A 13,392-nucleotide genomic window follows, 5' to 3' on the forward strand; every position below is an offset into this window, starting at 1 on the left:
AGGAGGTGAATATTAATTATTATATATTTTGTAGCAAGGTACAAGATATTTCTTTATACATACTATAACAAACCTATTAACACCTCCCCGCTAAGGAGAATAGGCTAATTTCAATGATACCTAATAATTTAACGCTTTTTACCGTGGGAGTATCAGATGGACCGAAATGATTACTACAAAAAAAGGATAACCATTCTCAGGTCATCCTCTCTGTATTGTTTGATTTTTTACATTTACTCCTGTAATTCTCGAATAAAAACTTCTACATCGGTATCGAAAGTAGGTTCTTGGATCAAGGTTAGGGCTAAAGTGGTCATTTTTTTAAAGTGTACTTTGGTATAGCTACGTCCAAAACTCATCTTACAGAAGTCACCAACAATGCCAAATACACCATTAATTTCCGCTTCCGTCACTTCTTTCTTATCTGCATAACGTCCTCTGAGTACAGCTGCACCAACAAAAGCGCCAATTTTCACCACCAAATCTGTATTTAAGACTCCTTTTTTATCTGCTAAATACAATAATTCATCAAGGTTGTGATGAATCAATGTCTTTATATCCATAATCTTCATTCTTAGTTAAAGTACAAAGTTATAAAACAATTGACGAAATTCCTTGAAATAAAAAAGCTTCTATTAAAAATAGAAGCTTTATCTCTTTTTGATTCGGATTACATCTTTTTAAAGTACAAGTAAACCTTCTCATCTTTTAATCTTTGGTAATCAGACAAACGATCTTCCACGCGAAGATACCCTGCTTGGAAACCGATTTCTATATTTCCATCATAATGTGCTGGTTTTCGTCTTCTCTCATACTTAATTTCAGGATCTTCATCAGGTCCCTTATCTATAACTATCTTATGTAGATAATCATCTGTAACTAAAACTTTTAAATCTCCAGGAGCTTCTAACGCCATATTTCTAACGATTCTTGGAAACTCAAAAATACTTCCACACTCTCTTTTATTGTCGTTTACTTTCATTCCGAAATTGTTGTACGACAACGAATCTAAGACAGCTCCTGTACGGTGTGCTACTAAGTAATCTTTTTTCTTGCATTCGTTTGATTCGAGCACCAACCCTACTTTTCGATCTCCAATTTTATTTCCTACATAGGCATACTTTCCTTCTGCTAATTCATCTAAGCTAGTTAATTCGGTATACGGTTGAGAAAAAATAGGGTCTTCAGAAGAAGAAGAAGAGCTATCATCACTAGAACAAGCAACTATTGCCAAAGCGCCAAATAACAGAGCTAGTATTTTTTTCATTTTGTGTTTGTTTTTATAAATTACAAAAAACAAATATATTGTTTTTTGTTTCACGATAAATAAAAAAGAGTCTAAATAGACATTTAGACTCTTTTTTTAACATATATATTTCTTAAAATACTTATACGTGTAAAGCGCGATTATCTGTAGCAGCTAACGCAGCTTCTTTGATTGCTTCTGCAAAGGTTGGGTGTGCATGCGACATTCTTGAAATATCTTCTGCTGACGCTCTGAATTCCATAGCCGTAACAGCTTCTGCAATTAAATCAGCTGCACGAGCTCCTACCATGTGGATTCCCAATACTTCATCTGTATTTTGGTCAGCGATAATTTTCACTAAACCATCTAGGTCACCACTTGCACGAGAACGTCCTAAAGCTCTGAATGGGAAGCTACCAACTTTGTAAGCCACTCCTTCAGCTTTCAATTGCTCTTCTGTTTTTCCTACAGCTGCAACTTCTGGCCAAGTATACACTACTCCTGGGATCAGGTTGTAATTGATGTGTGGTCTTTGTCCTGCTAAGTATTCTGCTACTAAAACTCCTTCTTCTTCCGCTTTGTGTGCTAGCATCGCTCCGCGAACTACGTCACCAATAGCATAAATATTAGCAGCCGTTGTTTGTAAGTGATCATTCACTTCAATTTGTCCTCTTTCAGTCACTTTCACTCCAGCTTTATCTGCTTGTAATCCGTCTGTATAAGGACGACGACCTACAGCTACTAAAGTATAGTCTCCTTCTAAGGTAACGATTGCTCCTTTTTTATCTTCAGCAGAAACTTTTACAACATCACCTTCGCGTACAACACCTTGTACTTTGTGTGACGTATAGAATTTCATGCCTTGTTTCTTTAATACTTTTGTCAATTCTTTAGAAACTGCACCATCCATAGTTGGAAGGATGCGATCAGCAAACTCAACGACAGAAACTTGTGCTCCTAATCTCAAGTATACTTGACCTAATTCTAATCCGATTACTCCACCACCAATGATAATTAAGTGTTTTGGTACTTCTGGAAGCTTCAATGCTTCAGTAGAAGTAATAATACGCTCTTTATCCAATTGGATGAATGGCAACGTTGATGGTTTAGAACCTGTAGCAATAATGCTGTATTTTGCTTCCAATTGTTCTACTGAACCATCGTTTTTTGTCACATTGATTGTAGTTGCATTTTCAAATGATCCAACTCCTTCGAATACTGTAATTTTATTCTTGTCCATTAAGAATTTTACTCCTGAACACGTTTGATCTACAACGGCTTGTTTGCGTTCAATCATCTTAGCTAAATCCACTTTTACATCACCAGGGATTTCGATACCGTGCTCTGCAAAGTGTTTCACCTCCTCAAGCATATGAGACGATGCCAATAATGCTTTCGATGGAATACAACCTACGTTTAAGCAAGTTCCTCCCAATGTTGCATATTTTTCTACGATTGCAGTTTTAAAACCTAATTGGGCGCAACGGATTGCAGCTACATATCCACCAGGCCCTGAACCAATTACAACTACGTCAAATGAATTCATATTTTTTTTAACTTTTTGATGTTTATAAACGATGTACAAATGTACGCTTTTCTAAAGTAACTCTTTACACGATTTCGTGTTGATTTTGTGCCAAAAAGGCGATTTTATGTTAACAAATAACTTTTAAACTCTTTTGGATGACTTCGATTGTAAAATGATTGGTATCATATTCATAATATTCCCCATCAATCTGAACGCCATTTTTAGGACTATTGACAATTTCAACCTCAATTTTAGCCGTTTGAACATAATCAGTACGTCTAAATTTTTCTGTTTTTTTTAGTAGGACATATAGTCCAAAAGTCAATTGTTTTAAAAGTCCAATTTTTGGTACCATTAAATAATCCAATAACCCATCAGTCAGACTGGCTTGCGGAGTCAAACTCATATTGTATCCCATTTCGTTTGAATTGGAAATAAACAACAACAAGGGATTTACTTCTTTTGTTTTTCCATTATACGTTACACGCATTTGTTTGGCTTTGTATTGTTGAGCCGAATTCAATGCCGCACGAATATAGGCCCCTAATTTTCGCTTGCCTGACTTTTCGTACTGTTCAATAATCGTTGCGTCAATTCCGAATCCCATATTACTAAAAAAGTAGGCTCCATTTAACGCTCCAACATCCATGGCCATCACCTTTTGTTTTCGAATCAACTCCAAGGCTTTCTCAATATCTTTAGGAATAGCTAAGTTTGAGGCCAATCCATTTCCAGATCCCACAGGTACTACACCAAAAAGCACTGATTTTCCGACTAATTCTGTTGCAACTTCGTGAATGGTTCCATCTCCACCACAAGCCACAATAATTGCAGCTCCCTGGTCTAATGCGAGCTTAGTCAATGCAACCGCATGCCTTTTTCGCTGGGTTAAATGCACAACAACCTCGTACTCCGCTGCAGGAAAAAAAGTTTTGATATAAGGCTCAGTTAGGTTGTGTTTTCCCTTTCCTGAAATGGGATTAACGATAAAATGAATATGAGTCATATACTGACAATAAGGGGTTAAAGAATCGAATCCGGTTTGTATTTTACTGTAACAAAAAAGCCAACTAGCGTTGACTTTTTATACCGTTGGTCCTTCCCAAGTTGAAATTCCTCCAACTAGATTGAACGTATTTTCGAAACCCAACTGATTCATTAACATACAAGCTTGATGACTTCGTCCACCAGCTTTGCAATATACATAGTAGTTTTTCGATTTGTCCAGTTGTTCAACTGCATCTAAAAAACCTTGTCCTAAATAAATATCAATATTAATTGCTTGCGGTATGGCCAATTCCTCCACCTCTTCATCCGTGCGAACATCTAAAATAACAGCATTGTCATCTTGTTGGTATTGCTCCCACCATTGTTCTTGTGTTAAATCCATTTTTTTTACTTCTTAGAATAGCTTCAAAGATAAAGTTATTTTGTGTTTTATCTATTATTTCGAACTAAAAAAAGACATTTAGTAGGATTTATTGTTTTACTTTGTTTGATCAAACGCAAGAAGCAATTTATGTCATCACACCACATCGTTCGCGATGATCAAGAACCCGCTTTAATTATTGCTAATGGAGCGGCTTGTAGTCAAGAATTACTGGACCAATTACTAGAATGGTCTCCCTATATCGTTGTATTGGACGAAGCGATAGAACGCGTTCTCGCCTTATCTATTAAAGTAGATGTACTCATTGGAGATTTTGATCGAGATTTTGACCCTACCCCCTATGCAGCCAAGCAGTATCCTTTGGAGGTTGTACACGATCCCAATCAAGAAAATACAGATTTGGAAAAAGCACTTAATTTTTTACTTCAAAAGGGAATTAAAGCCGCCAATGTCGTATGGGCAACAGGTAAACGTGCGGATCATACCTTTACCAATATTACGACTTTAGTCAAATATCGCGATACAATGAAAATTGTCATCCTCGATGATTATTCTAAAATATTCAGATTACCCTCAACCTATACAAAATGGTATACCCAAAACACCATACTCTCATTAATTCCTGTGGGTAAAGCAGGTGGAATTACCACAACAAACTTAAACTATCCACTGCTGAACGAAGACTTAGAATTGGGCATACGCACCGGATCCAGCAATAGTGTTGCAACCGATGGTCTGGTAACCATTACCTATGAAACAGGTGATTTGTTGTTGATGGAATGCACGGATTGAACGGTCAACTAGGAGAAAACCGCAAAGAAATAACCATAAAAAAAGGACTGATTTTGCAATCAGTCCTTTTTATTATTCTATAATTTACTTCTTATTTTCCTAAGAAAATTTGGAAACCTAAAGATAATCCCAATCCGTTATGTGCAGTTGCACTTGCTTGATTTGATTTACTGTAGTTGTATCCAACAATTGCTTCTAAAGCAACGTTACGAGAGACAAAGTGAGAATAACCTGCATTAATATTAAATGCGAAAGAAGTATTACTTTCACCTGCAATTTCAGCACCTGAAATACCAACAGCTCCTTGTCCAAAGAAACGCCCTGTAGCGCTTGCTCCTTCTGGGAAGTAGTATCGTGCGAATGGCATAACTTTGTAACTCCAGATGTTATCACCGTCTTTTACTGTTTGGAATCCTGTTCCAATTTCTAGACCAATAGCAATTCCATCAGAGATAAAATAACCAGCTCTTGGCGTTACATTAATATTGAAGCTTTCTTCTTCAAAACTATACCCTGTAGATCCTAAAGCACCTCCTACAATCCAGTTTCCTTTTTTGATAGGGGTATCACCAACTTTCTCAGATAATTTTGGTGTTTCCACTAATTTATTACCTTTTTGTGCGTGTGCTACGGTCATACCTGCTAACAATAACGCTGTAATCAATGTAATCTTTTTCATCGTTTTTTGCTTTTTAATTATACCTATTTTTCTTAGCTGTCTGGATCATTGGCTTGATAAAAAATTTCGTTTTAATTCTACCAAGCTTTTATTCGTCGTGACCAGACCGTTAATTAAATATTTTCTAATTTCTTCTTGATCTGGATGGGTGATGTATTTATACCAATCATCCGCAAGGAGAACTTTTTTAATTTCAACAATGCGCTTTGCTGTATCTTTAGCATTTCTACGACAGGCATCGCTGTCCTTAAGACTAGCATAATGTGTAAAGGTCACTTCTTTTAATAAAAAATTAACACTTATGACATAGTTATTTTCTTTTTCATCATTGGGAAAAAAGCTAGACCAAGGGGCATAACCTACACTATATCCTTGGTTTACATTTTTATCCGCAATTAATTTCCATCGACAATTTGCCACTCTCCCCCAATGGTTTGCGTATCGAAAGATTCCTTCTTCGCTAAAAAAATAACTACTGCCTTTTTCACTTTTGTAATTGGGCTTTTTTTGAGCGATTGTGTCTAAAGGCACTTGAGTCCATTCACAATACGTATGCTTAAAAAAATTCGTCTTGTTGTATTTTTTCATCTAGACTGTTAATTCTTCTACTTGACTAACAACTGTGATTTCCTGCTTTAGCAATTCAACTTTGGCTTGTTCTAGACCCGCTTGAGAGATAGGCTTGGTTGCAAAATCTAAAAAATACGTTTTAAATCCTGCCTCTTTAGCATCTCTTGCTGTATAAAACACACAAAATTCAGCTGCTAATCCACAGACATATACTTCGGTTACTTGTTTATCTTTCAAATAACCCAGAAGACCTGTTGTGTTCACTTTATTGTTGTCATAGAATCCGCTATAGGAGTCTATGTGCTTATTCATGCCTTTTCGGAATATGGCAGCCACTTGGGTACTATTCCAAGCGTTGCTAAATGCAGCTCCTGCTGTACCTTGTACGCAGTGATCGGGCCATAACACCTGAGGGATTCCCTGTAATTCAATCACATCATATTGATTTTTTCCCTGATGCTGAGAGGCAAAACTCTGATGATCCAAAGGATGCCAATCTTGGGTTGCAACGATCAAATCAAAACGATCTTGTATTGCATTGATTACTGGGATAATTAAATCTCCATCTTGGACAGCTAAAGCGCCATGAGGCAAAAAATCAACTTGCAAATCAACAACCAATAAAGCCTTCATAAGTTACTTATTTTATTTGAATTTTTAAAGAAAAAAGAAAGAAAATCTTATTTTCTCTTATTTTTCGAATTCCTTTAGCGTTTTAACAATAATCGAAACACAAGCTAACAATTGTTCTTCTGTCATCACTAAAGGCGGTGCAAAGCGAATGATATTACCGTGTGTTGGTTTTGCCAATAATCCATTGTCTCTCAATTTCAAGCAAATATTCCAAGCGGTATCACTTTCTTCTGTATCATTAATTAGGATGGCATTTAATAGTCCTTTTCCGCGTACGAGTGTACAGATGTTACTTGTTTGAATATAGTTGTTCAATTCTGCTCTAAACAAGTTTCCTAAGCGCTCTGCATTAGCTGCCAAATCTTCTTCTAATACCACATCTAAAGCTGCAATAGCAATTGCTGCTGCCATTGGATTTCCTCCAAAAGTAGATCCATGTTGTCCTGGCTTGATCACATTCATAATCTCATTGTCTGCCAATACAGCTGAAATTGGGTAAGCACCTCCTGATAAAGCTTTTCCTAATACTAGAATATCTGCTTTTACATTTTCGTGTTGAATCGCCAACATTTTTCCTGTTCGCGCAATACCTGTTTGTACCTCATCTGCAATAAATAATACATTGTGTTGTTCACATAGTAATTTTGCTTCGGCTAAATATCCTGTTTGCGGAACATATACCCCTGCTTCACCTTGGATCGGCTCCACTAAGAATCCTGCAATATTTGCACTATCTTGTTCTAATATCGCACGCAATGCATCGATATTATCATAAGCTACACGGATAAATCCACTGGTATAAGGTCCGTAGTTATTTCTTGCTTCTTCATCATTGGAGAAAGAAATAATGGTGGTTGTTCTTCCGTGGAAATTATTTTCACAAACAATTATTTTAGCTTGATTTTCGGCAATTCCCTTTTTCTCATAGGCCCATTTACGACAAACTTTTACTGCTGTTTCCACTGCTTCTGCACCGGAGTTCATTGGCAATACTTTGTCATATCCCATCAATTCAGTAATCTTCTTCTCGTATACACCTAATTGATCGTTGTAAAAAGCACGAGAAGTCAACATTAAGGTATTGGCTTGTTTAGTCATCGCTTCAACAATTTTCGGGTGACAATGACCCTGATTCACTGCTGAATACGCAGATAAAAAGTCATAATATTTTTTACCTTCAACGTCCCAGACATAAACACCTTCTCCTTTTGTTAGTACAACTGGTAGGGGATGGTAATTGTGTGCTCCGTGTTTATCTTCTAATGCAATCGCTTGTTCTGAAGTTATTTTTTCTGACATCATACTATCTGTTTTAATTTATCTGCAATTTACTGCTTTTTATGTAAATAATTCGAAAATACCTTGGGTCTCCTTCCTTCTATTTCGTTCAATTATCCAAAAAACGGAGCATATTCTGTTTAGTTTTTTTTATAAGCCCCAATAAAACTGGTTAACCCTTTGGGATATCTCCCTTTTTCCTTAAACATTAGCTATTTAATTCTTGTTTTTAGTATCAAAATCACAATTCTGATCGGATGCAAAAAGAAGCGGTCTAAAAGAGGAAAAAACAAGGTTCCCGATTGCGCGGATTTAAGGTTGCAATCCGTGTACTAGATTTATTCTAATCCGTGCGCTAGATATACGCTACAAACCTACATCAGTCGAGATTAACCTGCAATACCCCCTTCCCATATAGGGAGAAAAAAAGCTCAAATGGCTTTATTTGTCTCTATACAAAAAAACACAAACAACTATTATCCAGCTATTTATATTACTTTATTTTAGTTTTGTTTGGGTTTTCTTTGGGTCTTCTTCGGTAAACATGTGTATTTACGGGGGATTACCCCACATTTACCGAAGAAGACCCGAACATGACTCGAACAAAACCCGAACAAAACTCGATCACGCGGATTTAAGGTTGCAATCCGTGCGATCGAGTTATTCTAATTCCTTTATAAAAAAGAAGATAAATTATATTCACCATCGGATTGAGGGAAAAGTATAAAAAACAAAGAGGGTGACCTTTTGGGACACCCTCTTTGTTTTTTGTTCTATTTACTTTTTTGCTCTTGTTCTTTGTTCGTTAACTGCTGTTCGATTTCAGTCCATTTCGTTGGATCTTCTTTTACTTCAATATAGTAGTCATACAACATGCGAGTTAGTTTAACCTCTACGCGTTGTCCCATGATTTCATTTAGTGTAAAATAGCCGTAAAACTCTCCTTCTTTTTTAATGATAGGCGGTTTTTCAGCATGCTGATTCCAAGGTGAAAAGTTACTTTTTTCATCTCCATAAACGCCATATTTATTCCAAATAGACTTTTTATTGTACTCATTTCCATAGACACCATATGAATTCCATACCGAATTTTTATTCTCGGAAGGACAATTGAGGCATCCTAAATACTCTTGAGCTTTATTATTGCTGTAAATCTCCAAAATTTGCGCTTTTAAATTGAAGGAAATTAAACACAATAAGGCTACGATTAGACCTGTATTCTTTTTCATTGTTTTTTTCATTGTTTTGCTCGTGCAAATTACAACTAATTTTAAACATTAACAGCATCACTTATTTTCTTATTTGTTAATTTGAGAAGTACAACACGATTCGCTTCCTACTGAATGCTAGAGATTACCGCACTTTACAGCTAATTTATTTCCCTATTTTAGTAAAAAAAATATTGACATAATTTATAGTGAATTAAAAAAAAATTACTTTTATCTTATTCTTGCTTCATATGCTAAGCTCACCAATTTATAATAAAAGAGAGGCTCTGCTTTTAAAAAACAACCTATTCTCTTATGGAAGAAATACAAACACAGCGCTTGTTCTTATCAAAAATCGATTATTGCGACAGTACTTTTTACATCGAACTTGTCAACACGCCTGGCTGGTTAAAATACATAGGTAACAAAAACATACACAACACTTTAGATGCTAATAACTACATTAAAAACATTCTAAGCAATCTACAGACAAGCTATTGGACGGTGCATCTAAAAGCAGAACAAAAGCCAATAGGGGCTATTTCATTGATTAAACGCGATTATTTAGACGCCCATGACCTTGGGTTTGCCTTTTTACCGCTTTATACCCACATGGGGTATGCGTATGAAGCCACTCATGCTATTATTGAGCAGCTAAAAAGAGAGCAAATACATTCGCTGTTATACGCTATTGCTATACCCGAAAATAAAAGTTCAATCCAATTATTGATGCGTTTGGGCTTTCGTTTTGTTGAAGCCATCACAGCTGAAGGAGCAGTATTGAATTTATACAAATTAACGCTGAAGGAAGAATACAACTAAATCCTTCTTATCTTCGTCTTGTCAATCGCTTAAAAGTCTTATTCATATGCAATGTATCCTATGTCAAAGCCCATTAACGCATCAAGTGGATTCACTTTACTATCAATGTAGCACGTGTTTTGCTTATGTTAAAGATGTCGCCTATTACTTTTCTGAAGCTCAAGAAAAGCAGCATTACGAATTTCACAACAACGATGTCCATGACATAGGGTATCAAAAATTCACTTCGCCCATTACCAACGAGATTCTCCGTCGTTTTCCATCAGATACACTGGGATTGGATTTTGGTTGTGGTAAAGGTCCCGTGATCACCAAACAGCTAGTCGATCGCGGCTACCAGGTAAATTTATACGATCCTTATTTTTATCCCGATCGCTCCTATGCCAATGCGGTATATGATTACATATTCAGCTGTGAAGTATTTGAGCATTTTTATGACCCCGCTAAGGAAATTGCCCACCTCAAATCCCTCTTGAAGCCTGGCGGTTTACTGCTGATTATGACCCATCTTTTTCAGGAACAGGTTCCTTTCGAATCTTGGTATTATCGCAAAGATGAAACCCATGTTTTTATTTATACCGCTCAGACGTTTGCGTATATTGCCAAACAATTTAATTTTGAACTACTTTCGCTATCAGAGCGCTTTATTGTTTTAGCATCGAGAAACAGTAACTAAAGATCAATGCAGTTTGTACCCAAGAAGTAAAACAAAAAGGAGTAATTCAATTGAACTACTCCTCTTGCAAATGCTGTTTGGATTCAAACAGCGAGAACAATAAAAAAAACTATGAAATGCATGTAAAAAAATCGCGAGCGACTTTTTGCTTCTAATACTAAAAAATTGGAAATCATCTTATACTATTTATTTACATAGTTTCAAATCAACTTATATTTATTTGATTTTTAAATGATTCTTTTAGTATATATCAAGTATCGTACCAAAAAATCGCACAATTGGATTTATTCTTCCTTCTTCCTTCTGAATAAACGTAAAACGCCATATAACAAAGCCTTATAAATTAAAAACAAATCGAATTAAGTACAAGGATAATGGATCGTGATGATCAATTTAGCTAAGATAAAGGCTTAGAGTATAGTGGCTCTTTTTTCAATTTTCACTGGGTATTACTTGTGTTATAAAACAAAAAAGGATCAACTGTTTCCAGTTCATCCTTTTTCTTAAAAAATCACTTTACGTTATATTTAAAATACTTACAGGTTCATAATAATAAACTCACTTCGTCTGTTGGCTTGGTGCTCGTCATCTGTACATTTCACTCCATTGCTACAGTGATTAATCAATTGACTCTCTCCATACCCTTTTCCTGTTAAGCGGCTAGGATCTACTCCTTTACTACTTATCCATTGCATGGTTGCTTGTGCACGACGTTCAGATAATTGCATATTATAGGTATCATTTCCACGGCTATCGGTATGTGAGCGAACATCAACAATCAAACTTGGATGTTCTAGCATGGTTTTCACCACTTTCATCAGCTCAACCTGGGCATCAGGGCGAATTACAGCAGAATCAAAATCAAAATGGATCGGTGCTAATTTCAATTTCTTGAATAAATCATCTCCTTTTTCAATTAATTCTAGTTCAATATTTAGTCGTTGTCGTGTTTTTCGATCGGTATTTACGGCAAATTCTTGTGTCAAATACTTCTCTTTACCCACGTGAATGCGATATTGCTGTCCGCAGCTTAGTTGCTCTGCACTGTAATAGCCTTGTTCATCCGTATACACTTTTTCAACGATATTGTTTCGCAGGTCATAAACGATAATTTCCACGCCTTCCAATCCGTTTTTGTTATCGCGATCCGCTACTACGCCATCGATAATTTGAACACAGGGTTTTTCTACAAACAGGTAGATATCATCACTACCTATGCCTGTTTTTTTGTTGGATGTCACAAAGCCTTTTTTGGTTGAAGCATCAATATACAAGCCAAAATCATCAAAAGTACTGTTGATATCTGGACCTAAATTAGATGGAACTCCCAATTGTCCCTCGCGGTTGATTTTTGCTTTATACAAGTCCAATCCTCCAAAACCAGGGTGTCCATCACTAGCAAAGTACAAGGTGTAATCGGAAGAAATAAAGGGAAACGTTTCGCGTCCTGCGGTATTTACTTGATCTCCTAAGTGTTCAACCAAACCAAAACGACCGGATTCATAGACGCTAATGCGAAATAAATCGGATTGCCCTAAACTTCCTTGGCGATCGGAAACAAAATACATCCATTTTTCATCTGGGGTTAATGCTGGATGAGCGGTATTGTATCCATCAAGGTTGAACGGCAATTCTTCTACTGCCCCCCAAGTACCATCGCCTTGTTTCGTCGCTTTGTAAATTTTCAATAAGGAGGATTCTTCCTTGTTGTATTGGGCGCGTTTGCTCCCCGTCGTTGAGCCATTATTACTGGTAAAATACATGGTATTGCCATCTTTGGTAAAGATAGCTGATCCCATATTTAACTCCCGTGAGGCAATTTCTTTGGCAAATAGCACAGGTGAATCAAAACTACCCTCATTGGTGATAGTTGTTGCGTATAATTTAGTGTATTGCTCATTGGTCCAGTTGTGTACCTTGTTACGCATTTCATCGCTCTCCCGAGAGGAGGTAAAAATCAATCGATTGCCTAAAAGAGTCCCACCATAATCGGAATGCTCACTATTTGTCGATAAGTTGAGCATTGTAAAACGAGAACTACCAAGTGTTTGGCCTACCAATTCCTCTTGGGTAATCAAGCGTTGAGCCCGAGAATCATTCACTGCTAGAGCAGCAAATTCTTCCAAGATTGCATCTGCTTTTTGGGGTTGATCCACTGCTTTGAGCGTTTGCGCATAGCGATAGTAATACTCTTTATCTAATGCAGCAAGATTTTTGTCTTCATACGTCCCTTGAAACAAGTGATCGTACCATTTATGGGCATCCACAAACTTTCCATTGTAGTAGTAAGAATCGCCAAGTTTACACAAAATAGAGGTATTTACCTGACCTTGTTCAACCATCATTTCATAATAACTAATTGCTTCTACATAGGCGTAGGTATCGAAATTGCGATCTGCTTTTTTTTCTTTTCTTGTTTGTCCAAAGCTAATCAGGCTGGAGAACAAGAAACAAAGTAGAATACCTTTGGTTCTATTTTTTACCATCATTGCTTGTTTTTAGAAAAATCGAGGAGCGACTTTTCTTCTGTTGTTACTAAATAATTCAAATTTCATAAAGATCTCATGGGA

Annotated in this window: 14 protein-coding genes; 3 read left to right on the forward strand and 11 right to left on the reverse strand. The window is 36.5% G+C overall.

Annotation, left to right across the window (positions count from 1 at the left end):
• Window positions 1-233: 233 nt before the first annotated feature.
• From ACPDHL_RS13620 to ACPDHL_RS13640, 5 genes are all read right to left on the reverse strand, one after another.
• Window positions 234-563, reverse strand: coding sequence for a hypothetical protein (locus ACPDHL_RS13620; protein WP_430533302.1), 330 nt, complete (start codon window positions 561-563; stop codon window positions 234-236).
• Between the two features lie 107 nt (window positions 564-670).
• Entirely contained in the window at window positions 671-1,267 is a 597-nt protein-coding gene (locus ACPDHL_RS13625; protein ID WP_430533303.1) for a hypothetical protein, read from the reverse strand.
• 121 nt (window positions 1,268-1,388) lie between these two features.
• A complete protein-coding gene (lpdA, locus tag ACPDHL_RS13630) occupies window positions 1,389-2,792 on the reverse strand; it encodes a dihydrolipoyl dehydrogenase (protein ID WP_430533304.1) in 1,404 nt (467 codons plus the stop codon).
• Window positions 2,793-2,901: 109 nt separating this feature from the next.
• Window positions 2,902-3,780 carry a diacylglycerol/lipid kinase family protein gene (locus ACPDHL_RS13635; RefSeq protein WP_430533305.1) on the reverse strand — a complete coding sequence of 293 codons (879 nt, stop codon included), beginning with the start codon at window positions 3,778-3,780 and terminating at the stop codon, window positions 2,902-2,904.
• 78 nt (window positions 3,781-3,858) lie between these two features.
• Complete coding sequence (locus ACPDHL_RS13640) at window positions 3,859-4,164, reverse strand: rhodanese-like domain-containing protein (protein WP_430533306.1); 306 nt, start codon at window positions 4,162-4,164, stop codon at window positions 3,859-3,861.
• Window positions 4,165-4,293: 129 nt separating this feature from the next.
• On the opposite strand from ACPDHL_RS13640, the gene ACPDHL_RS13645 reads away from it, so the two are divergent.
• A complete protein-coding gene (locus ACPDHL_RS13645; RefSeq protein WP_430533307.1) occupies window positions 4,294-4,956 on the forward strand; it encodes a thiamine diphosphokinase in 663 nt (220 codons plus the stop codon).
• A 91-nt stretch (window positions 4,957-5,047) separates the two neighbouring features.
• Here ACPDHL_RS13645 and ACPDHL_RS13650 read toward each other — a convergent pair whose 3' ends face one another.
• The 5 genes from ACPDHL_RS13650 to ACPDHL_RS13670 form a co-directional block, all read right to left on the reverse strand.
• Window positions 5,048-5,635 (reverse strand): hypothetical protein, encoded by a 588-nt coding sequence (locus tag ACPDHL_RS13650; protein ID WP_430533308.1) that lies wholly within the window; start codon window positions 5,633-5,635, stop codon window positions 5,048-5,050.
• A 45-nt stretch (window positions 5,636-5,680) separates the two neighbouring features.
• Window positions 5,681-6,223, reverse strand: a complete 543-nt coding sequence (locus ACPDHL_RS13655; protein WP_430533309.1) for a hypothetical protein — start codon at window positions 6,221-6,223, stop codon at window positions 5,681-5,683.
• The gene (gene pncA / locus ACPDHL_RS13660; RefSeq protein ID WP_430533310.1) at window positions 6,224-6,838 is read right to left on the reverse strand and encodes a bifunctional nicotinamidase/pyrazinamidase; all 615 of its coding nucleotides are present in this window, start codon (window positions 6,836-6,838) and stop codon (window positions 6,224-6,226) included.
• A gap of 57 nt (window positions 6,839-6,895) precedes the next feature.
• Complete coding sequence (gene rocD, locus ACPDHL_RS13665; RefSeq protein ID WP_430533315.1) at window positions 6,896-8,137, reverse strand: ornithine--oxo-acid transaminase; 1,242 nt, start codon at window positions 8,135-8,137, stop codon at window positions 6,896-6,898.
• A gap of 752 nt (window positions 8,138-8,889) precedes the next feature.
• Complete coding sequence (locus ACPDHL_RS13670; protein ID WP_430533311.1) at window positions 8,890-9,345, reverse strand: hypothetical protein; 456 nt, start codon at window positions 9,343-9,345, stop codon at window positions 8,890-8,892.
• A 294-nt stretch (window positions 9,346-9,639) separates the two neighbouring features.
• Here ACPDHL_RS13670 and ACPDHL_RS13675 point away from each other — a divergent pair, with 294 nt between their 5' ends.
• Together ACPDHL_RS13675 and ACPDHL_RS13680 are read left to right on the forward strand one after the other, a co-directional pair.
• Window positions 9,640-10,146 carry a GNAT family N-acetyltransferase gene (locus ACPDHL_RS13675; RefSeq protein ID WP_430533312.1) on the forward strand — a complete coding sequence of 169 codons (507 nt, stop codon included), beginning with the start codon at window positions 9,640-9,642 and terminating at the stop codon, window positions 10,144-10,146.
• Between the two features lie 46 nt (window positions 10,147-10,192).
• The gene (locus tag ACPDHL_RS13680; protein WP_430533313.1) at window positions 10,193-10,822 is read left to right on the forward strand and encodes a class I SAM-dependent methyltransferase; all 630 of its coding nucleotides are present in this window, start codon (window positions 10,193-10,195) and stop codon (window positions 10,820-10,822) included.
• 536 nt (window positions 10,823-11,358) lie between these two features.
• Here the strand turns inward: ACPDHL_RS13680 and ACPDHL_RS13685 are convergent.
• The gene (locus tag ACPDHL_RS13685; protein WP_430533314.1) at window positions 11,359-13,308 is read right to left on the reverse strand and encodes an OmpA family protein; all 1,950 of its coding nucleotides are present in this window, start codon (window positions 13,306-13,308) and stop codon (window positions 11,359-11,361) included.
• Between the last annotated feature and the right edge of the window lie 84 nt (window positions 13,309-13,392).

It is taken from the genome of Myroides sp. C15-4 (genome assembly GCF_050522745.1).
GTDB lineage: Bacteria > Bacteroidota > Bacteroidia > Flavobacteriales > Flavobacteriaceae > Flavobacterium.